Consider the following 20,887-nt stretch of genomic DNA (forward strand, 5'->3'; position numbering starts at 1 on the left):
AATAGGAACCCGCATGTCCACCAAACACGCCACTCAGGACCGCTGGCTGGACCTCAATGATCTGCTGCGCCAACTGGTCACCCAGGGCTTCATCAGCCAGGATTCGGCCGAAACCGCGCTCAACGCCCGCCGACGCCACAGCGCCAACAGCCAGTTGCACCCGCTGGAGTTCATTGCCAACCAGCACCTGGACGATCTCAGTCGGCCCGGCAAGCGCCTGGACCTTGAGAACCTGACCCTGTGGTTGTCCCAGCAGGCCGGCCAACCCTACATGCGCATCGACCCGCTGAAAATCAACGTGGCGGCCGTAACGCCCTTGATGTCCTATGCCTTTGCCCAGCGCCACAAGATCCTCGCGGTGGCGGTCGATCGTGACGCCGTCACCGTCGCCAGCGCACAACCCTACGTCAACAGTTGGGAAGCCGACCTGACCCATGTGCTCAAGTTGCCGATCAAGCGGGTGGTCGCCAATCCGGTGGATATCCAGCGCCTGAGCGTGGAGTTCTATCGCCTGGCCAAATCGGTCAGCGGCGCCACCACGGTCGATCAGCAACCGAGCAACCTGAGCAATTTCGAACAGTTGCTCAACCTCGGCGCCAGCGACCAGGAACCGGACGCCAACGACGCCCACATCGTCAATATCGTCGACTGGCTGTTCCAGTACGCCTTCCAACAGCGGGCCAGCGATATCCACATCGAACCGCGCCGCGAGCAGGGCACGGTGCGGTTTCGCATCGACGGGGTGCTGCACACCGTCTACCAATTCCCGCCGCAGGTCACGATGGCGATCGTCAGCCGCCTCAAGAGCCTGGGGCGAATGAACGTCGCGGAAAAACGCAAACCCCAGGATGGCCGGGTCAAGACCAAGACCCCGGACGGCGGCGAAGTGGAATTGCGCCTGTCGACCTTGCCCACGGCGTTCGGCGAAAAAATGGTCATGCGGATCTTCGACCCGGAAGTGCTGCTCAAGGATTTCGACCAGCTCGGTTTCTCCGCCGACGACCTGCGCCGCTGGCAGGACATGACCCGCCAGCCCAACGGCATCATCCTGGTGACCGGGCCGACCGGTTCCGGCAAGACCACCACCCTCTACACCACACTCAAGAAGCTGGCGACGCCGGAAGTGAACCTCTGCACCATCGAGGACCCGATCGAAATGGTCGAGGCGTCCTTCAACCAGATGCAGGTCCAGCACAACATCGACCTGAGCTTCGCCGCCGGGGTGCGGGCCCTCATGCGGCAAGACCCGGACATCATCATGATCGGTGAGATCCGAGACCTGGAAACCGCTGAAATGGCGATCCAGGCAGCGCTCACCGGTCACCTGGTCCTGTCGACGCTGCACACCAACGACGCGCCGAGCGCCATCAGCCGCCTGCTGGAGCTGGGCGTGCCCCATTACTTGATCAAGGCCACCGTCCTCGGGGTCATGGCCCAGCGGTTGGTGCGCACCCTGTGCCCGCAATGCAAGGCGCCCCTGACCCTGAACGAAGACGACTGGCAGACCCTGACCCGGCCCTGGCAGGCACCGCTGCCGAGCAATGCCCAGCAGGCCGTCGGCTGCCTGGAATGCCGCGACACCGGTTACCGCGGCCGCGCTGGCGTCTACGAAATCATGCAACTGACCGACAGCGTCAAGGCCTTGATCCACCCCGACACCGACCTGCTGGCGGTGCGCCGCCAGGCCTTCAAGGAGGGCATGCGCAGCCTGCGGCTGTCAGGGGCGCAAAAGGTCGCGGCAGGCTTGACCACGGTCGAGGAAGTGTTGCGGGTTACGCCTCAGAGCGAGCAGAAGTAGTTGTGATAGCACCCTGTGGAGAGAGGGTTCATTTCCCACTGTGGGAGCAAGCTTTGCTCCCACAGGGCGAAGATAATGGCCGCTTGCCCTACACTCAGGGCTCGCAGGTCCATCTCAATTCGCACAGGGAACCGTCATGCAGATCGGTAGCGTACTTTTACTTTTCATCGGCCTGGTGGTCGTCATTCTCTTCATGGGCTTCAAGGTCGTACCCCAGGGCTACCAATGGACGGTCGAGCGGTTCGGTCGCTACACCAATACGCTCAAGCCCGGCCTGAACATCATCATCCCGGTGATGGATCGCATCGGGCGCAAGATCAACGTCATGGAAAGCGTGCTGGACATCCCGCCCCAGGAAGTCATCACCGCCGACAACGCCACGGTACAGATCGACGCCGTGTGCTTTTTCCAGGTGGTCAATACGGCCCAGGCAGCCTACGAAGTCAACAACCTCGAACACGCCATCCGCAACCTGCTGCAAACCAATATCCGCACCGTGCTGGGGTCCATGGAGCTGGATGCGATGCTGAGCCAGCGCGACGGCATCAACGAAAAACTGCTGCGCACCGTCGATGAAGCCACGGCGCCGTGGGGTATCAAGATCACCCGGATCGAGATCAAGGACATCAGCCCGCCGGCCGACCTGATGGCCGCCATGTCGGGACAAATGAAAGCCGAACGGATCAAGCGTGCCCAGATCCTCGAAGCCGAGGGCCTGCGCGCGTCGGCGATTCTCACCGCCGAAGGCAAGAAGCAGGCGCAGATCCTCGAGGCCGAGGGCAGCCGCCAGGCCGCGTTCCTGGAGTCCGAGGCCCGCGAGCGCCAGGCGCAAGCCGAAGCACTGGCCACCCAGGTCGTGTCCCAGGCCATTGCCGACGGTAACGTCCAGGCCGTGAACTACTTCGTCGCGCAGAAATACATCGATGCGCTGGGCAAACTGGCGTCGGCCAACAACAGCAAGGTGATCCTGATGCCGCTGGAAGCCAGCCAGGTCATCGGTGCGGTCGGTGGCATCGGCGAGATAGTCAAGGCCACCTTCGACAGCAAGAAAGCCTGAGGCGCGCGTATGTGGGAATTCCTGCAACACATGTCGTACTGGGACTGGCTCGCGCTGGGCGTGATCCTGCTGATCCTCGAAGTGTTCGGCGCCGGTGGCTACTTGCTGTGGATCGGCATGGCCGCCGCGGCAGTCGGCGTACTCACGTTCATCCTGCCGCAGATGCCGTGGGAACTGCAGTTCCTGTTGTTCGGCCTGTTCGCCATCGCCACGGCGCTGTACTGGTGGCAACGCCAGCGCAGCGCGGTGCGCCAAAGCGATCAGCCGCTCCTGAACCTGCGCGGACAGGAACTGATCGGCAAGGTCTTCCTGGTGCATGAAGCGATCGTCGAGGGCCGCGGCAAGATCAAGGTGGCCGACAGCGTGTGGCTGGCCAAGGGGCCCGAGTCGCCCATTGGTACGCGGGTCAAGGTGGTGGCCCAGGAAGGCGCGGTATTGCAAGTGGAGCGGGCTGACTGACAAGTCATGGAACTGAATCGAGACGCAGGTAATCCAACGTCATAGTTAACCCAGTGGAGTCACCTATCATGCGTCTCAAACTTGCTGTCGCTACCCTAGCCTTGCTGTCTCTTCCTGTTGGCTCGGCAATGGCCGACACGTTTTGGCGTAACGTCATCTCATCCGGTGCGACCACCGGTTCCACCTACCTGACCTTCAAGGATCACAAACTGATCGTCGCCGCCCAGGACGATGCCGGCAGCTTCGTCGCCAGTGATGGCGGTATCCGCGGCCCTTACCTTGAGGCAGCGATGCAGAAAGTGCGCGCCGACAACCCAGGCCTGCAAGCCACCGACATGGAACTGGCCAACGCGATCCTGGCGAAAAACGCCGTCGCCCAGGAGTAACTCCCGGCCCATGAAAAATGCCGCTTGATGAGAGCGGCATTTTTTTGCCCGGTGAATAATCCCGAGACAGCCCCCAGTCCCCTGTGAGAGCGAGCTTGCTCGCGATAGCGGAGTGTCAGCCAACAACAATGCTGCTGATCCACCGCTATCGCGAGCAAGCTCGCTCCCACAGGTACAGTCGGGTTATTCGCCGATAGCGGCCTTGTAGCCTGCCGCATCGAGCAGCTTGTCCAGCTCAGCCTTGTCGCTTGGCTTGAGCTTGAAGATCCACGCACCGTACGGATCGGAGTTCAGCAACTCCGGCGAAGCGCCCAACTCTTCGTTGATCGCGATCACTTCGCCGGCAACCGGGGAGTAGATGTCGGAAGCGGCCTTGACCGACTCAACCACACCGGCCTGGTCACCTGCGGCAAAGACCTTACCGATTTCCGTCAGCTCGACAAACACCACATCGCCCAAGGCTTCCTGCGCATGATCGCTGATGCCCACGGTGACGGTGCCGTCAGCTTCCAGACGGGCCCACTCATGGCTTTCGGCAAACCGCAGGTCGGCAGGGATATCACTCATATTCTGTGTCCTCAAGAGAAAGTGTCAGCGGCCAGCGGCCCGCCGCAAAAGGTTAGATCAGGGTTTTGCCATGGCGGACGAAGGTCGGTTTGACCACCCGTACCGGGTACCACTTACCACGAATTTCCACCTCGGCCCGGTCGGCGGTTGCCATCGGAACACGTGCCAGGGCGATCGACTTGCTAAGCGTAGGAGAAAAACTACCACTGGTGATCTCTCCTTCGCCAACATTGGCGATGCGAACCACCTGATGGGCGCGCAACACGCCCCGCTCTTCCAGCACCAGCCCGACCAGTTTGTGCTGCACACCGCTGGCAAGCTCGGCCTCCAGCGCACTGCGCCCGATGAACGGACGGCTCGCCGGTTCCCAGGCGATGCTCCAGGCCATGTTCGAGGCCAGCGGCGAAACGTCCTGACCGATGTCCTGGCCGTAGAGGTTCATGCCGGCCTCCAGGCGCAAGGTATCGCGGGCGCCGAGGCCGATGGGCGAAATGCCGGCCCCTACGAGATCGTTGAAGAAACTCGGAGCCTCTTGGGCGGGCAGCACAATCTCCAGGCCATCTTCACCGGTGTAGCCGGTCCGGGCGATGAACCATTCGCCGTCGGCGCGGCCTTCGAAAGGCTTGAGTTGCTGGATGATTTGCCCACGCGGTTGCGTGACCAGCTCGGCAATCTTTTGCCGGGCGTGGGGGCCCTGGATCGCCAGCATCGCCAGCTCGGGGCGCTCATGTAACTGCACGTCGTAGTCACCGAGCTGCGCCTGCATCCAGGCCAGGTCCTGATCGCGGGTCGAGGCGTTGAAGACCAGCCGATAGCCGTCCTCGACACGGTAGATGATCATGTCGTCGACAATGCCGCCGCGCTCATTGAGCATCGCGCTGTACAAGGCACTGCCTGAGCCCTGCAAGCGGTCGACGTCATTGGCCAGCAAGCGCTGCAGCCAGACCTTGGCCTGGGGGCCGGCGACATCGATCACGGTCATGTGGGATACATCGAACACACCGCAGTCGCGACGCACCTGATGGTGCTCTTCGACTTGCGAGCCGTAGTGCAAAGGCATATCCCAACCGCCAAAATCGACCATCTTCGCGCCAAGGGCGAGATGAAGGTCATACAGAGGCGTACGCTGTCCCATGGGTTTCTCCTTCCGGGCTTGGCGAAGGTGCGGACGGACACTGCGTAGCGCGAACGCCTGAAAAAAAGGAGTTTTCTGACGCTCTCAGTTGCCCGGTCCGACAGACGGACCGCACCGAATGCCGCGCATTGTAGCCGCATGACGTAGGACTGACACCTAGCTGTTTCGATGGGCCGAACGTCGTATCAATCCGATGACCGGCAACAACCCCACCAAGACCAACGTCAGCGCCGGCAACGCGGCCCGGGCCCACTCCCCTTCGCTGGTCATCTCGAAGATCCGCACCGCCAGCGTGTCCCAGCCGAACGGGCGCATCAGCAGCGTCGCGGGCATTTCCTTGAGCACATCGACGAACACCAGCAACGCCGCGCTCAATGTCCCGGGCAACAACAACGGCAGATACACTTTGAAAAACAGTCGTGGGCCACTGACCCCAAGGCTGCGTGCCGCTTCGGGCAAGGACGGACGAATTCGCGCCAGGCTGCTCTCCAACGGACCGTAGGCCACGGCCAGGAAGCGCACCAGATACGCCAGCAACAGCGCCGACAGGCTGCCCAGCAGCAACGGCTTGCCTGCGCCGCCGAGCCAGGCCGACAGCGGAATGACCAGCTCACGGTCCAGGTAGCTGAACGCGAGCATGATCGACACCGCCAACACCGAACCGGGCAAGGCATACCCCAGGTTCGCCAGGCCGACGCCGGCACGAATCGGGCGGGTCGGCGCCAACCGTCGGGCGAACGCCAGCAGCAAGGCCACGCAGACGGTGACCAACGCGGCCAGGCCGCCCAAGTAGAGGGTATGGACGATCAGCCCGGCATAACGCTCATCCAGGTCGAAACGGCCGCGTTGCCAGAACCACACCACCAATTGCAGCACCGGGATGACAAACGCGCAGGCAAACACCAGGAAGCACCAGCTACTGGCCGCCACGGCCTTGAAGCCGCGCAACGTGTACAACGCCTTGACCCGGGGCCGCTCGTTGCTGGCTCGTTGGGCGCCGCGGGCCCGGCGTTCGCCGTAGAGCACCAGCATCACCGCCAACAACAGCAGGCTGGCCAGTTGGGCTGCGCTGGATAGGCTGAAGAATCCGTACCAGGTCTTGTAGATGGCGGTGGTGAAGGTGTCGAAGTTGAACACTGACACCGCACCGAAATCCGCCAGGGTTTCCATCAGCGCCAGCGCCACGCCTGCACCGATGGCCGGCCTGGCCATCGGCAGCGCCACGCGCCAGAACGCCTGCCATGGCGATTGCCCCAGCACCCGGGCAGCCTCCATCAGGCCCTTGCCCTGGGCCAGGAAAGCACTGCGTGCCAGCAGATAGACGTAAGGGTAAAAGACCAGCACCAGCACCAGGATTACCCCGCCGGTGGAGCGAACCCGAGGCAGGCGCAGGCCGCTGCCGAACCACTCTCGCATCAGCGTCTGCACAGGGCCGGCAAAATCCAGCAGACCCACGAAGACAAACGCCAGCACATAGGCCGGAATCGCAAACGGCAGCATCAACGCCCAGTCGAGCCAGCGTCGCCCCGGGAACTCACACAGGCTGGTGAGCCAGGCGAGACTGACCCCCAACAGCGTCACACCGATCCCCACGCCAAGGATCAACGTGAGGGTGTTGCCTAGCAGGCGTGGCATTTGCGTGTCCCACAAGTGGGACCAGATCTGTTGGTCGATGCTCTGCCAGGACAGCAGCAAGACGCTCAAGGGCAACAGGACCAACGCGGCGATGGCGAAGACCAGGGGGTACCAACGGCGTTGGGCGGGGTGGGCCAAGGAAAACTCTCGTTAAATGGTCACGTGGCGAGGGAGCTTGCTCCCGCTGGGCTCTGTAGGAGCCCCAAAGTTCCGGGCCATGGCCCGCAGATACTCTGGGAGGGCTTCGCCCTCCAGCGGGAGCAAGCTCCCTCGCCACCTGTTTCCAATGAACTGAACAGGACGGGGCTCAGTTCCAGCCAGCGCGATCCATCATGCGAATGGCTTCGGCCTGGCGTTTACCCGCGACTTCCACCGGCAGGGTGTCGGCCTTGAACTTGCCCCAGGCTGCCACTTCCTTGGACGGTTCGACTTTCGGGTTGGCCGGGAATTCCTGGTTCACGTCGGCGAAAATGCTCTGTGCTTCTGGCGTGGTCATCCACTCCACCAGCTTCTTCGCGGCTTCCGGATGCGGTGCATGCTGGGTCAAGCCAATGCCGGAGAGGTTGATGTGCACGCCACGATCAGCCTGGTTCGGCCAGAACAGCTTGACCTTCAGGTCCGGCTTCTGCTGGTGCAAGCGGCCATAGTAGTAGGTGTTGACGATGCCGACATCGCATTGGCCAGCGTTGATCGCTTCAAGCAACGCAGTGTCGTCGGAGAACACGTCAGTGGACAGGTTCTTGACCCAGCCCTTGAGGATTTCCTCGGTTTTTTCCGCCCCGTGGGTTTCGATCAGGGTGGCGGTCAGGGACTGGTTGTAGACCTTCTTCGAGGTCCGCAGGCACAGGCGGCCTTCCCACTCTTTGCCAGCCAACGCTTCATAGGTGGTCAATTCACTGGGTTTGACCCGTTCGGTGGAATAGACGATGGTCCGCGCCCGCAGGCTCAAGCCGGTCCAGGCGTGGGAGGACGCGCGGTATTGAGGCGGGATGTTGGCGTCGATCACTGGGGAGGTGAACGGCTGGAGAATGCCCATCTGCTCGGCTTGCCAGAGGTTACCGGCATCGACGGTGAGCAGCAGGTCGGCGGTGGCGTTTGCGCCTTCGGCCTTGATCCGCTGCATCAACGGCGCTTCCTTGTCAGTGATGAACTTCACCGACACGCCGGTTTTCTTGGTGTAGGCGTCAAAGACCGGCTTGATCAGTTCATCGATGCGCGAGGAGTAGACCACCACCTCATCGGCGGCCTGGGCGGCAGTGGTGCCGATCAGGGTCAAGGCGAGGGCGGACAGCAGGCGTTTGGTTGCCAACATGGTAGCGGTCTCTGGATGGTGAGCGAAGCGCAAATGATAAGGACTCACATTTGGCACTACAATCGAACAGTGGGTGGACACATTTCCAAATGTTGCAACAGTGGGGTCGAGGTGGCTGTCCCGGCCTCGTCGCGAGCAAGCTCGCTCCCACAGGTTTCACCGAATCAACTGTGGGAGCGAGCTTGCTCGCGATGAAGCCATCAGTCCCAATGCACAGCTCAAGCCTTGGCCAGATCCGGCAGATCCCCAATCAACCCCAGCGCCTCGCGCACGAACAGCGCCTTGGCTTCAGGCAAGCGGTCCACCAGTTTCAACCCGGTGTTACGCAACCAGCGCACCGGCAGCGGATCGGCCTGGAACAACCGCTCGAAGCCCTCCATCGCGGCCATCAACGCCAGGTTGTGGGACATGCGGCGCCGCTCGTAGCGGCTCAACACTTTCACGTCCGCCAAGCGCTCGCCCCGTGCGGCCGCTTGCAACAGCACTTCGGCCAGCACGGCGGCGTCGAGGAAGCCCAGGTTCACCCCCTGCCCAGCCAACGGATGGATGGTGTGGGCGGCGTCGCCGATCAGCGCGAGCCCTTCGGCCACGTAGCGCTTGGCATGGCGCTGGCGCAGCGGCACGCACAGGCGCGGGTCGGCGCTCAGTACTGGACCGAGCTGGCCTTCGAAGGCGCGTTCCAGTTCGTTGCAGAATCGAGTGTCATCGAGCGCCATCAAGCGCTGCGCTTCTTCGGGGGTGGTGGACCAGACAATCGAGCACCAGTCATGCTGGCCGTCGCGCTCAAGGGGCAGGAACGCCAGCGGACCGTTATCGGTGAAGCGCTGCCAAGCCGTCATTCGATGCGGCCGGGCGCTGCGCACGCTGGTGACGATGGCGTGGTGCAGGTAATCCCACTCGCGCGTCGCCACGCCGGTCAGACGGCGCACAGCCGAATTCGCGCCGTCGGCGGCAATGACCAGGGGCGCGCGCAGGGTGCGGCCATCGGCCAGGGTCAGCAACCAATCGTCGCCGGAGCGACGCATCTGTTCCAGCCGGGCATTGGCCAGCAAACCCAGGTCGCAGTCATGCAACCGATCCAGCAGCGCGTCCTGCACCACGCGATTTTCAACGATGTGCCCAAGCGTCTCGGCGTGCAGGCTGGCGGCGGAAAAATGAATCTGCCCGGTGCCGCTGCCGTCCCAGACGTGCATGTCGGTATAAGGGCTGGCACGCCGGGTGGTGATGCCGTCCCAGACGCCCAGGCGGTCGAGGATTCGCTGGCTGGCCGTCGACAAGGCGCTGACCCGGGGCTCGAACGCGGCCTGGGGATCGAAGGGCTTGACGCTCATCGGGCTGCCGTCGAGCAACAGCACTTGCAGGCCACTGCCCTGCAACGCCAGCGCCAGGGCGCTGCCGACCATACCGGCGCCGACAATCAGCAGATCTGCACGCAATTCCATGCTCTATGCCTGTTTTGCTGGCGACATCAGTCGCCCATGAAAAGAAGTGACCACGCCAGCCTCACGCATCGGGACGCGTCCCCAAGCCCATGGCCTGGCGGGCGAACCAGCGCTTGGCCGGAGGCAACAGGTCGAGGCCCAGCAAGCCGAGGTTACGGCCCAGGGACACCAGCGGCAGGTTGCTGCCGAACAGGCGCGTGACCTGGTCGGAGAAGCCCACGGTCAGGGCCTGGTCCGTGCGCTGGCTCTCGCGATAAGCCTGCAACACGGCAAAGTCTCCGGGCTCGCCGTCGCTGTCGAGCAAGGCATCGGCCAGGGCCTGGGCATCGCGCAGGGACAGGTTGAACCCCTGCCCGGCAATTGGATGCAGGCTGTGGGCGGCGTTGCCAAGGATTGCCAGGTGCGGACGGACCTGCTCTTCAGCCTCCACCAACGCCAGCGGGTACAAGTGCCGCACGCCCACCTGTTTCAGCGTCCCCAGGCGATAACCGAACACGCCCTGCAATTCGCTGAGGAAGCTGCGCTCGTCGAGGGCTGCCAGCCGTTGTGCGTCCATGCCCTGGCGGGTCCAGACCAGCGCGCAACGATTCTCCGGCAGCGGCAACAAGGCCATCGGGCCGTCATCGGTGAAGCGTTCGAAGGCCATGCCATTGTGGGCTTCGCTGGGGGTGATGTTGGCGATCAAGGCGCTTTGGTCATAAGGACGACTGCGCACGCCGACGCCCAACTGCTCGCGCAGGCTGGAGCGACCACCATCGGCCAATACCGCAAGATCGCATTCCAGGGTGGTTTCGTCGTCGAGGGTCAAGCGATAACCGCCGACCAGTGGTTCCATGCGGGTCACCTGCGCCGGACAGCGCCAACTGACCACTTCCGGGTCCAGGCCTTGCCACAGGCACTGGCCGAGCCAGGCGTTTTCCACCACATAACCCAGCGCTGGCACACCTTCCTCCATGGCCGACAGCCGCGCCGTGGAAAACCGCCCGCGGTCGGACACATGGATCTGCTTGATCGGTTCGGCGCGGCGGGAAATTTCCTGCCAGACACCCAGGCGTTGATAAATCTGCCGGGCACCGTAGGACAATGCCGAGGACCGGGCATCGTAGCTTGGCTGCCAGGCGTCGCCAGGGGCGAAGGGCTCGATCAGCATGATCTTCCAGCCCCGGGCCTTGGCGCCGGCCTGCAAGGCCAGGGCCAGGCTAGCACCGACCAGGCCGCCGCCGATGATGGCCACGTTGATCCGGCTCATGCCGCTTGCGTCCGGGCGGCCGCCATCAGGGCCTCGATGTCGGCGACCGTTTTCGGCACGCCTCGGCTCAGGATTTCACAACCGGTCTTGGTCACTACCACGTCATCCTCGATGCGCACGCCAATGCCGCGCCATTTTTTCGCGACGCTGCGGTTGTTCGGGCTGATATAAATGCCCGGTTCCACCGTCAACGTCATGCCGATTTCCAGGACCCGCCATTCGCCGCCCACCCGATATTCGCCCACATCATGCACGTCCATGCCCAGCCAATGGCCGGCGCGGTGCATGTAGAACGCCCGGTAGGCCTCGCTGGCAATCAAATCGTCCACCTCACCTTCCAGCAGCCCCAGGCGCACCAACCCTTCGGTAATGACCCGGACCGTCGCTTCGTGGGCCTGGTTCCAGTGTTTGTCCGGTGCGATCTGGGCAAACGCGGCCTCCTGGGCGGCCAGCACCACTTCGTAGATCGCCTTCTGCTCTGGCGAAAACTTGCCGCTGACCGGCCAGGTACGCGTGATATCGCTGGCGTAGCAGTCGATTTCACAGCCGGCGTCGATCAACACCAGGTCGCCGTCCTTGAGCAACGCGTCGTTCTGCTGGTAGTGCAGGATGCAGCTGTTGCGCCCCGCAGCGACGATCGAGCCGTAGGCCGGCATCTTCGCCCCGCCCTTGCGGAACTCATAATCGAGTTCGGCCTCCAGGCTGAACTCATGCAACCCCGGGCGCGCCGCCTGCATCGCCCGGATGTGCGCCTGGGCGGAGATCCGGGCCGCTTCGCGCATGACCTTCAGTTCCGCCGCCGATTTATACAGGCGCATGTCGTGCAGCAAGTGATCCAGGGCAACGAATTCGTTCGGCGGCTGGGCGCCGAGGTGGGCCTTGGAGCGAATCACGTTGATCCACTCCATCAGGTGTCGGTCGAATTCAGGGTTGCTGCCCATGGCCGAATACACCCGGTCGCGGCCTTCGATCAGGCCCGGCAGGATGTCGTCGATGTCGGTGATGGGAAAAGCGTCGTCGGCACCGTAGTCACGGATCGCCCCTTCCTGGCCGGCGCGCAGGCCGTCCCACAACTCACGTTCGGCGTTGCGCTCGCGGCAGAACAGGACGTACTCGCCATGGACACGGCCCGGCATCAGCACCAGCACCGCTTGCGGCTCGGGAAAGCCGCTGAGGTATTGGAAGTCACTGTCCTGGCGGTAGACATGCTCGACGTCGCGGTTGCGGATCGCAACGGCGGCGGCGGGCAGGATTGCGATGCTGTTGGGTTCCATCTGCGCCATCAAGGCCTTGCGGCGACGGCTGTATTCCGATTTCGGGATATGAATCATGGGCAGACGGGGTTCCCTCTAAAAATTAATGCAAGGACGGCTTGGGGGCCGCTGCATCGGTTTTCTTGGTCTCGGTGAACAGCAGCAATGGCGCGACCCGCAGGTACTCCATCACTTCCATGTAGTCGCTTTCGCCGTCGTCGGACTCTTCCAGGGCATCCTGGACCTGGGAAATCGCGGCCAGATCCTGCAGCACTTCCTTCGCTTCTTCGCTCAGCGCGTATTCGCGGCGGGTCAGGCCGAAGCCGGCGAGGAAGCCCTGGCACCACTGCCCCAGCGCCGCGGCGCGTTCGGCCAGGGGGGCGTCGTCAGTGGGCAACAGCAGGACGACGGTCATGTCGTCGCTGGTCAACTCGCCCTTGACCATTTCCTGCAGGCCGATCAGCGCGTTACGGACGTTGTCCACCGGCTCGCCTTCCAACAGCTCGGCGGCGTCGGCCAACCAGCCGTCGGCCTCGAAGCCGGCGCCGGCGCAGCTGCGACCGAGCAACAGGCCATGCAGTTCGGCAGGCGAGACAGGATGACCGCTGGTGCTCAGCAGGGTGGCAAATGCTTGGTACGGGGAATTCTGAATGGGCATGGGCAGCTAGGCGCCAGACGGCGCTATGTCTAGAATGGAGGCCTTGTATCCTACATCGACAGACTCGCCAAGACTATCAGAGGCTGTGCGACCTACATCCCTCCATCAGACACATTCTTCAGTGGACACAATGGAAGACACCGACCTGCAAGCGCTGATGGCCAGACTCGAACTGCTAATTGACCGGGTCGAGCAACTTAAGAGCCAAAACGGACTCCTATTAGCTCAGGAAAAAACCTGGCGCGAGGAACGCGCGCACCTCATTGAAAAAAACGAAATCGCCCGGCGTAAGGTCGAATCGATGATTTCGCGCCTCAAGGCCCTGGAGCAAGACTCATGAGTTCAAGCAATAGCGTTACCGTGCAGATCCTCGACAAAGAATATTCGATCATCTGCCCCCAGGAAGAGCGTAGCAACCTGGTGAGCGCCGCCCGTTACCTGGACGGCAAGATGCGCGAGATCCGCAGCAGCGGCAAAGTCATCGGCGCCGATCGCATCGCCGTGATGGCCGCCTTGAACATCACCCACGACCTGTTGCATCGCCAGGATACGCCGGACGTACAGGTCAGCGGCTCGACCCGTGAACAGGTGCGCGACCTGCTCGATCGAGTGGATCTGGTGCTCGCCACCGATCCAGACGTCGCCAAGGGCTGATTCGCGAAGCTGCCTGGGGTATACTCGCGTCACTCCCTGGGGTGCTTGCCAGTTGGTGATGTCCCTGAGCCGATACGCACAACCACGGGGGTTGCACGTTGGGGCCGGTGTGCATGTCCGCTTGACGGAAAGCCTTAACGCCCCCTGCAACTTCCACCTTGAACTTTCGGGTTCAAGGGCTAAGCCGACAGCGGTTCATCCGGGGAGCCTGACTCCAGACAATGCCAGTTCATATGAACTGGCATTGTCGTTTCTGGCGCAGGCATTTCTGGGCACCCTGTTTTGCGGTTACGCTGTGGCATCGCCACTGCGTGAAGCCTTGATATGACCGAACCCGCGCTGCTGCCCCGCCCGCAACTTCGACGCCTGCTGCGCCAGGCCCGTCGCGCTCTGACGCCCGCCCAGCAACGGCGAGCCGCCCGCGGGCTGTACAAACAACTGGCCCAGCACCCGCTGTTTCGCCGTGCAAAGCACATCGCCCTGTACCTGCCCAACGATGGCGAAATCGACCCGCGCCTGCTGCTGCGCGCGGCCCAGCGCCGGGGCAAGGCCACTTACCTGCCGGTACTCAGCCCGTGGCCGCAGACCAAGATGGTTTTCCAACGCATCCATCCCGGCGAACAAATGCAGCCCAATCGGTTTCGTATCCCTGAACCACGCAAGAACATCGCTCGGCAACGCAAGGTCTGGACGCTGGACCTGGTGTTGTTGCCACTGGTGGGGTTTGACGACGCGGGAGGTCGGCTGGGCATGGGCGGCGGCTTTTACGACCGCAGCCTGGCGTACCTGGCGCGGCGCAAGCAGTGGCGCAAGCCGACGCTATTGGGGCTGGCCCATGAATGCCAGAAGGTCGAACGATTGGCGCAGGCAAGCTGGGACGTGCCGCTACAGGGGACGGTCAGCGACAGGCAGTGGTATCTCGCGGGATAGAACGCCGCAGTCATCCGCGGCGGCTGGAAAGCGGGTTCAGCGTTTGAGCGATGGCGCGGGTTGGGTGATATCCACCGGCGCCTCGGTCTTGTTGGCCCACAGGCTTTGGGCGTAACCCGTGGTCACGACACCCAGACCGAACAGAATGACCAAGATCCACAACAAATCCGGTTTGCGTTTCATCGATTGCCCCCCTCAAGGCATATCACACACGATGACAGCAGCGGTTTTCTTATTGGCCGTGCAGCAGCGTCAAGCTTGGAAGGCCGGCATTTTGCGGCAACCGGACCCTACACGCAAACTCTGGCGTCAACCGACTGTCGGTTTGTCATAAAATCGCTGAACTATTTTTTTCCACACCGCCAAGGAGTAGCAATCATGGCCTATTGGCTGATGAAATCCGAGCCTGACGAATTGTCCATCCAGGGCTTGGAAAAGCTTGGCCAGGCCCGTTGGGACGGGGTTCGCAACTACCAGGCACGCAATTTCCTGCGGGCCATGGCGGTGGGCGATACATTCTTTTTCTACCATTCCAGCTGCCCCGAGCCCGGTATCGCCGGGATCGGCAGAATCATCCAGGCGGCCTACCCCGACCCGACCGCCCTGGACCCGGACAGCCATTATTTCGACCCCAAGGCCAGCCTCGACAAAAACCCCTGGACCGCGATCGACGTGGTCCATGTCGAGACGTTCCGCCACGTCCTGAAGCTCGACTACCTCAAGCAACAGACCGCCCTGGCGGAAATGCCGCTGGTGCAGAAAGGCTCGCGGCTGTCAGTGATGCCGGTGACGGCGCAGCAGTGGGCGGCGGTGGTTGCGCTGAAGCCTTGAGTGATTCGCTGTCCGGTAGGCCGCTATCGCGAGCAAGCTCGCTCCCACAGGGGATTGGCGGCGTACGCACATTGCGTGACCACTGGAGATCCACTGTGGGAGCGAGCTTGCTCGCGAAAGGGCCCGCCCAGCCACCACAAACCTATTGAATGATCAGGTTGTTGAACAACAAATCATCCACCATCGGCTTGCCAGTCTCGTCGTTCATCACTTGCTGGGTCTGCTTCAACGCTTCCTGACGCAGTTTTTCCTTGGCTTCGAGGTTGTTCATCCCCTCGGTGGTCTGCTGGGCAAACAACGCCACCAACTGGTTACGAATCAGTGGCTCGTTGGCCTTGACCGCCGCCGCCGCGGCATCACCGGTCACGCGCAGGGCCACGTCGGCCTTGTAGACCTTCAGCTTCGCCGTGCCGTCCAAGCCATAGTTGCCCACGAACGGCGGGCTGAGGGTGATATAACTGACTTTCGGTGCCTCGCCCTCTTTCGCTTCCTTGGCCTCTTCGGCCATCGCCGCCACAGGCAGCGACAGGGCCAGCATCAACATGATCCACGCTTTCACAATCGATTCCTCATCCGGTTTGCGGCCCAGCATACCGACCCGCCGTTCAAGCACAAGCTTATGGCCGGCTATCAGGGCGGGGCATGCTCGTTGACCCGTTGTCTCTCACACCTACACTTATCGGCCATCACTCCCAAAGGAATAGCCCTGATGAAAGCCGTGCTGTGCAAAGAATTCGGCCCCGCCGAATCGCTGGTGCTGGAAGACGTCGCCAGCCCCGTCGCCAAGAAGAACGAAGTGCTGCTGGACGTGCACGCCGCCGGGGTGAATTTCCCTGACACGCTGATCATCGAGGGCAAATACCAATTCAAGCCACCCTTCCCGTTTTCCCCCGGCGGCGAAGCGGCGGGCGTGGTCAGCCAGGTGGGTGAGAACGTCAGCCACTTGAAAGTCGGCGACCGGGTGATGGCGCTGACCGGCTGGGGCAGCTTTGCCGAACAGGTGGCGGTCCCCGGCTACAACGTGTTGCCGATTCCCGCGTCCATGGACTTCAACACCGCCGCGGCTTTCAGCATGACCTATGGCACCTCGATGCACGCCCTCAAGCAACGGGCCAACCTGCAACCCGGCGAAACCCTGCTGGTGCTCGGCGCCTCCGGAGGCGTTGGCCTGGCGGCCGTGGAAATCGGCAAGGCCATGGGTGCCCGGGTGATCGCCGCCGCCAGCAGCGCGGAGAAACTCGCCGTGGCCAAGGCCGCCGGTGCCGACGATTTGATCAACTACAGCGAAACCAGCCTGAAGGATGAAATAAAGCGCCTCACCGACGGCCAGGGCGCCGACGTGATCTATGACCCGGTGGGCGGCGACCTGTTCGACCAGGCCATCCGCGCCATCGCCTGGAACGGCCGGTTGCTGGTGGTGGGTTTTGCCAGCGGACGCATCCCGGAATTCCCCGTGAACCTGGCCTTGCTCAAGGGTGCCGCCGTGGTGGGCGTATTCTGGGGCTCTTTCGCCCAGCGCCAACCGAAGGACAATGCCGCCAATTTCCAGCAACTGTTCGGCTGGTTCGCCGAGGGCAAGCTCAAGCCGCTGGTGTCCCAGGTGTATCCGCTGAGCAACGCCGCCCAGGCGATCAATGACCTGGGGCAGCGCAAGGCGGTGGGGAAGGTGGTTGTGCAGGTGCGTTGAAACCGCATCAGACAAAAAAGGCCAGGGCCACCGATGAGGGTGGCCCTGGCCTTTTTTTATTCCATTTGGCCCATGTCGGAATTCTTAGCAGCCATAAATAAAATTTGATTTGGCGATAGATATATACCGCATCCTCGCCAAAAAAATGCGCAAACCTTCCTCGCACCCAAAGCCCCCCGCAGCAGCGGGGAGCCATTCAGTCACGGACAAACCGACATGGATAAGTCATATGTGCGATGCGAATACCTATTTAGGACCTCATAAGCAACTGGGACCCGGCTCATACGAAATAGGCCCTTTATCGATCAGAGGTGAAAATTTCACTGCCGGATATTCCCAAGGGGCTTGGGGTTTGTACGAGGGGCCTCCTAGAGGAGTCACTAGAAGTTCAAAAAGACACAACGCGTCTATTCCCCACGCGTGGGATGACATGATGAAGGAGCGTATAGCAAATAGCGAAGTCATCGACGCCGAGTATCGTGATACTTTTATAAAACTTACCGAGACAACCATAAAAGAACTCGAACAAGCAAAAACATCAGCGATAGGCGCTCGCCCACTTTCGCCATTGGAAAAAGCGAAGACAGAACAGGATGCAACGCTTAAGGCTATTCAATCCAAAGAATCCGAGTATCAAGCACGCACCAAAAATGCTTACTCGCTGTATGGCCACAATCCATTTTTCCTTATGAAGGAACTGTCTTTTAAAAGAGTAATGGAAAGCCTGCAGGCCTCCCCGCCCAATATCGCCGTCGCTTACTCAGCGATTGATAACGCATACCGATCAGCGTTAGAGCTGAAACGACTTTCATTGCAAAAAGACATCCTTGCTGGACAACTGGAACACGTATCAAAAAAAGTCGAGCAGGCTGCTGTCAAATCTGGACAAAGTGATTCCGCATCAACAGCAAATGAAAAGCTTAGGGTTATCAATCAGGAAAAAAATATTCACCTCCAGCTTCTACCAAGCTTTTTACTAAAAAAGGTCTCATCGACGCTGGGTGCAACAGGCGGGCTAACCTCCTCCCAGTCGCTTAGGAACTACAAAGCAGCCTTAGCCAAGATGATTGCAACTGAGCGTGCCGCTATCGCTGCTTTTGCGAAAGCCAATCCGAACATCAAGCCTCCCTTGAGTAAACCTGAGCTCGAAGCCCTCAACAATCTTGTGGCGCTACAGGCAAAAACAAACTTAGGAAAGCGATGGCAGGACTACCATGTATCACTTCTTCACTCCGAATCCGTTCGACATTTAACGAAAACAACTAACGCTTTTGCTGGACTCATCGACCGGGCCTTAGCAGCCGAACGCTTACAAGAACAGCTACGTGTTGCTGCCGAGAAAAAAGCACAAGCTCTAAAGCAAGCCCAAGCCCGAGCTGAGGCGCAACGAGCCGAACAAGAACGAAAACAGAAAATCGCGGCGGCATTGGCAGACCGTTTTAACGCGCTACTTCATCAGTTCAACCAAGCCCAGCCTGAAGACATCAATCAAAAACTGCCTTGGATGCAGCAAAAACACCGGGAATTGTCTATCGCGCACCAGGACGCAGCCAAAGCAGAGCATGCAGTAGGCAATGTATTGACGAGTGATTCACGAAAGACGTCGCTGCGTAAAGCACAAGCCGATATCGATGCGACTTTTCGGTTGAAGCATCACATCGGAAATATACAACTGTCCACCGCCAGCGGCGCGACAGCATCGGTGCGGCCACTCATGACGACTCCCGACGGCTTGATCGCTGGGTATGAGGGTTCGCCCGTTTCGTTGCAAGGTGCCATCGACCTACTGAAGAAAGCGAGTGCCACCCTGGCGGGTGGTCCGTTGACGGTATTTGGCGTGGCGGTTTCATACTCTCCGACACTCGGCAATAGCGAACTTCAGCGTAATCCAGTGGTGATCAGTATTCCGCTGTCCCAACTGGATGAGAATTTCAAACTAACCCCAAATACTGAAACAGACCACCTACCGTTTCGCGTCGTGTCATCTGTTCGGGGAGAGCACACTCAATTTTATCTTTCACCGACCGGTGGAAGTTTATCCAACGAGGTTCGGATCAGATACGTAACACTTGATCCACACACCAATCTCTACACTTTCACGACCGAGGGGATTCTTCCAAGGACACTGACCTGGACGCCGAACAGCCCTCCAGGGGATAGTCTCCTTGGATCGACCGAATTGCCTGTGACGCAGCCGGAAATCAGGATCCTTCCCGGGGCCAGGATTACCCAGATAGAGGGGAGAATAGACGAGCATCCAACGTGCGATGACGCTGACATTGACGATTATGTGCTGGTATTCCCAATGGAATCGGGAATCCAGCCAGTCTATGTCATGGCGAGTCGTACCGGGCCGCGATATGAGCCGGGGACGGTGACTGGAGCAGGTCAGGAGGTTGGGGAACACTGGCTAGGAAGTAGCGAACACGGCGTTGGTGCCCCCATTCCTCGCGAGATAGCAAATCTACTTCGAGGTCAGGACTTCAGAGACTTTGATGCCTTCCGAGAAAAATTTTGGGAGAGGGTAGCCAATGATGAAAAATTATCAGCACAGTTCAGTAGAGCCAACCTGAAACTGATGCGTAACGGCGCTGCCCCGTTCACAACTCCAGACGACCACGTAGGTGAAAGGAACAAATTTGAAATTCATCATATACAATGGATTTCCAAGGGCGGTGCAGTTTACGATTTGGACAACCTAAGCATCATGACACCTAAAGAACACATTGAGCTTCACAAAAAAGGAACAAAGCCATGATCTTCAAAGAAAGAATCGAGGACTATACCGAAGCAGAGTTTCTATCCTTTGTTAAGGAATTTTTCGAAGACAATAACGAACTTACTGGAGATGAGCTGGGTGAATACACCAGTAAACTTGCAAAGCATTTTGAGAAGATTACTGAGCACCCAGAAAAATCCGCACTTATTTTCTACCCCAAACAAGGTCGAGAAGACAGTCCGGAAGGAATCCTGAATGAAATTAAAATCTGGCGAGAACAAAACGGAAAGCCCGGTTTCAAGCCAGAATAACAAGTAGGGGCATCGCCAACGGCGATGCCCTAAAAACGAGGCTAAAGCAACTCACGAACCTCCTTCGGCAACATCCGCATATACCGCGCCGCTGGAAAACTCCCGCAACGCTGCACGATTGAAGGCAAGAGCCTGTTGAACCGAGCGATCAAGGCCAGGCGCTCGGCTTCCGGTAACTGTTTGACCAAAAACACATTGGACAAGTAGAGGCGTGTGTAATGGAACGGGAGCAAGTCCTGCACCCATAGCTGGCCGTTGGCGTGGGCGTTGATGTCCGAGCATTTCCAGGTCTTGATCCATTTATTGGCGTCCAGTGGCAAGTCATCCAGGCGGAACTCGAAGGGCGCTACGACATGCGTCTTCGCCGGGTGCTCAAGATCCACCGGCCAAGGCTTGAAGCGCCATTGGCTGACCGCTTCCAGTGCGGCTTCGGCGAAATCCGGATGATCGCTGTGCAAGATCGTGACCTCATCGACACGACCATCGGCATGCACCATGAAGCCGACCCGGGCCATACCCGTAATGCCCTTGCGGAACAGGGTCGTCGGGTAATCCGGCCTCGGATTGTTTTCGGGCACCAGCAACACCTCCGCTGCCCCGCCCGTACCGGCCAAGCACAGCAACAGCATCATCACGGACCACCTCATGCCCCTACCCCTCAGTTGAAATGCCAGACCTGGCAGAAACGTAAAGGGTAAAGGCCATGGCTCATGGGCCCTATAGCGAGACTTCCCATTTGGGCGAAGGATGTTTCCCACTGCTTTGCCCCGTATTCACCGATGCGGCGCATGAAAGAGCAGCGCG

At 60.5% G+C, this 20,887-nt stretch carries 22 protein-coding genes and 1 other RNA gene; 12 read left to right on the forward strand and 11 right to left on the reverse strand.

All coding sequences use genetic code 11. The features are described from left to right. The first annotated feature begins 13 nt into the window (after positions 1-13). The 4 genes from J3P85_RS28200 (at position 14) to J3P85_RS28215 (ending at position 3,700) form a co-directional block, all read left to right on the forward strand. Positions 14-1,798 carry a GspE/PulE family protein gene (locus J3P85_RS28200; protein WP_186730173.1) on the forward strand — a complete coding sequence of 595 codons (1,785 nt, stop codon included), beginning with the start codon at positions 14-16 and terminating at the stop codon, positions 1,796-1,798. A 136-nt stretch (positions 1,799-1,934) separates the two neighbouring features. Next, positions 1,935-2,855: an SPFH domain-containing protein gene (locus J3P85_RS28205; RefSeq protein ID WP_186707583.1), complete on the forward strand. Its 921-nt coding sequence runs from the start codon at positions 1,935-1,937 to the stop codon at positions 2,853-2,855. A 9-nt stretch (positions 2,856-2,864) separates the two neighbouring features. Beyond that, a complete protein-coding gene (locus J3P85_RS28210) occupies positions 2,865-3,314 on the forward strand; it encodes an NfeD family protein (RefSeq protein WP_186707584.1) in 450 nt (149 codons plus the stop codon). Between the two features lie 65 nt (positions 3,315-3,379). Continuing rightward, a complete protein-coding gene (locus tag J3P85_RS28215) occupies positions 3,380-3,700 on the forward strand; it encodes a DUF2388 domain-containing protein (RefSeq protein WP_170867266.1) in 321 nt (106 codons plus the stop codon). A 183-nt stretch (positions 3,701-3,883) separates the two neighbouring features. Here the strand turns inward: J3P85_RS28215 and gcvH are convergent, their stop codons facing one another. The 8 genes from gcvH to J3P85_RS28255 form a co-directional block, all read right to left on the reverse strand. After that, the gene (gene gcvH / locus J3P85_RS28220) at positions 3,884-4,267 is read right to left on the reverse strand and encodes a glycine cleavage system protein GcvH (RefSeq protein WP_411385913.1); all 384 of its coding nucleotides are present in this window, start codon (positions 4,265-4,267) and stop codon (positions 3,884-3,886) included. Between the two features lie 52 nt (positions 4,268-4,319). Further along, entirely contained in the window at positions 4,320-5,402 is a 1,083-nt protein-coding gene (gene gcvT / locus J3P85_RS28225; RefSeq protein WP_186730171.1) for a glycine cleavage system aminomethyltransferase GcvT, read from the reverse strand. Between the two features lie 156 nt (positions 5,403-5,558). Continuing rightward, a complete protein-coding gene (locus J3P85_RS28230) occupies positions 5,559-7,175 on the reverse strand; it encodes an ABC transporter permease (RefSeq protein WP_434704246.1) in 1,617 nt (538 codons plus the stop codon). Between the two features lie 169 nt (positions 7,176-7,344). Continuing rightward, positions 7,345-8,349 (reverse strand): extracellular solute-binding protein, encoded by a 1,005-nt coding sequence (locus tag J3P85_RS28235; RefSeq protein WP_434704247.1) that lies wholly within the window; start codon positions 8,347-8,349, stop codon positions 7,345-7,347. 218 nt (positions 8,350-8,567) lie between these two features. Further along, positions 8,568-9,785 carry a 2-octaprenyl-3-methyl-6-methoxy-1,4-benzoquinol hydroxylase gene (locus tag J3P85_RS28240; protein ID WP_434706435.1) on the reverse strand — a complete coding sequence of 406 codons (1,218 nt, stop codon included), beginning with the start codon at positions 9,783-9,785 and terminating at the stop codon, positions 8,568-8,570. A gap of 67 nt (positions 9,786-9,852) precedes the next feature. Beyond that, the gene (gene ubiH, locus J3P85_RS28245) at positions 9,853-11,040 is read right to left on the reverse strand and encodes a 2-octaprenyl-6-methoxyphenyl hydroxylase (protein WP_411385915.1); all 1,188 of its coding nucleotides are present in this window, start codon (positions 11,038-11,040) and stop codon (positions 9,853-9,855) included. Beyond that, on the reverse strand, positions 11,037-12,371 hold the full coding sequence (gene pepP / locus J3P85_RS28250; RefSeq protein ID WP_434704248.1) for a Xaa-Pro aminopeptidase: 1,335 nt from the start codon (positions 12,369-12,371) through the stop codon (positions 11,037-11,039). Before pepP ends, ubiH begins: the two co-directional genes overlap by 4 nt. A gap of 25 nt (positions 12,372-12,396) precedes the next feature. Further along, on the reverse strand, positions 12,397-12,951 hold the full coding sequence (locus J3P85_RS28255; protein WP_434704249.1) for a YecA family protein: 555 nt from the start codon (positions 12,949-12,951) through the stop codon (positions 12,397-12,399). A 130-nt stretch (positions 12,952-13,081) separates the two neighbouring features. On the opposite strand from J3P85_RS28255, the gene J3P85_RS28260 reads away from it, so the two are divergent. The 4 genes from J3P85_RS28260 (at position 13,082) to J3P85_RS28275 (ending at position 14,535) form a co-directional block, all read left to right on the forward strand. Continuing rightward, positions 13,082-13,291 (forward strand): TIGR02449 family protein, encoded by a 210-nt coding sequence (locus J3P85_RS28260; RefSeq protein ID WP_003177365.1) that lies wholly within the window; start codon positions 13,082-13,084, stop codon positions 13,289-13,291. Further along, positions 13,288-13,605, forward strand: coding sequence for a cell division protein ZapA (locus J3P85_RS28265; RefSeq protein ID WP_053126417.1), 318 nt, complete (start codon positions 13,288-13,290; stop codon positions 13,603-13,605). The genes J3P85_RS28260 and J3P85_RS28265 overlap by 4 nt, the downstream gene beginning before the upstream one ends. Before the next feature lie 30 nt (positions 13,606-13,635). Then, positions 13,636-13,815: non-coding RNA, 6S RNA (gene ssrS / locus J3P85_RS28270), on the forward strand. 114 nt (positions 13,816-13,929) lie between these two features. After that, entirely contained in the window at positions 13,930-14,535 is a 606-nt protein-coding gene (locus tag J3P85_RS28275) for a 5-formyltetrahydrofolate cyclo-ligase (RefSeq protein WP_434704250.1), read from the forward strand. 36 nt (positions 14,536-14,571) lie between these two features. Here J3P85_RS28275 and J3P85_RS28280 read toward each other — a convergent pair whose 3' ends face one another. Next, a complete protein-coding gene (locus tag J3P85_RS28280; RefSeq protein ID WP_162893876.1) occupies positions 14,572-14,718 on the reverse strand; it encodes a hypothetical protein in 147 nt (48 codons plus the stop codon). A 195-nt stretch (positions 14,719-14,913) separates the two neighbouring features. Here J3P85_RS28280 and J3P85_RS28285 point away from each other — a divergent pair, with 195 nt between their 5' ends. Continuing rightward, on the forward strand, positions 14,914-15,366 hold the full coding sequence (locus J3P85_RS28285; RefSeq protein ID WP_434704251.1) for an EVE domain-containing protein: 453 nt from the start codon (positions 14,914-14,916) through the stop codon (positions 15,364-15,366). A 142-nt stretch (positions 15,367-15,508) separates the two neighbouring features. On the opposite strand, the gene J3P85_RS28290 is transcribed toward J3P85_RS28285, so the two are convergent. Continuing rightward, on the reverse strand, positions 15,509-15,925 hold the full coding sequence (locus J3P85_RS28290) for a flagellar basal body-associated FliL family protein (protein ID WP_186707593.1): 417 nt from the start codon (positions 15,923-15,925) through the stop codon (positions 15,509-15,511). A 150-nt stretch (positions 15,926-16,075) separates the two neighbouring features. Between J3P85_RS28290 and J3P85_RS28295 the strand changes: the two genes are divergently transcribed. The 3 genes from J3P85_RS28295 to J3P85_RS28305 all read left to right on the forward strand — a co-directional run bounded on the left by J3P85_RS28295 (position 16,076) and on the right by J3P85_RS28305 (position 20,083). After that, entirely contained in the window at positions 16,076-17,053 is a 978-nt protein-coding gene (locus J3P85_RS28295; protein ID WP_434704252.1) for an NADPH:quinone oxidoreductase family protein, read from the forward strand. Between the two features lie 430 nt (positions 17,054-17,483). Next, positions 17,484-19,811: an S-type pyocin domain-containing protein gene (locus J3P85_RS28300; RefSeq protein ID WP_434704253.1), complete on the forward strand. Its 2,328-nt coding sequence runs from the start codon at positions 17,484-17,486 to the stop codon at positions 19,809-19,811. Beyond that, on the forward strand, positions 19,808-20,083 hold the full coding sequence (locus J3P85_RS28305) for a bacteriocin immunity protein (RefSeq protein WP_434704254.1): 276 nt from the start codon (positions 19,808-19,810) through the stop codon (positions 20,081-20,083). Before J3P85_RS28300 ends, J3P85_RS28305 begins: the two co-directional genes overlap by 4 nt. Positions 20,084-20,124: 41 nt before the next feature. Here the strand turns inward: J3P85_RS28305 and J3P85_RS28310 are convergent, their stop codons facing one another. Continuing rightward, positions 20,125-20,730: an energy transducer TonB gene (locus J3P85_RS28310; RefSeq protein WP_434704255.1), complete on the reverse strand. Its 606-nt coding sequence runs from the start codon at positions 20,728-20,730 to the stop codon at positions 20,125-20,127. Between the last annotated feature and the right edge of the window lie 157 nt (positions 20,731-20,887).

This window comes from Pseudomonas sp. Z1-12, assembly GCF_051132015.1.
Classification (GTDB): domain Bacteria; phylum Pseudomonadota; class Gammaproteobacteria; order Pseudomonadales; family Pseudomonadaceae; genus Aquipseudomonas; species Aquipseudomonas zanjanensis.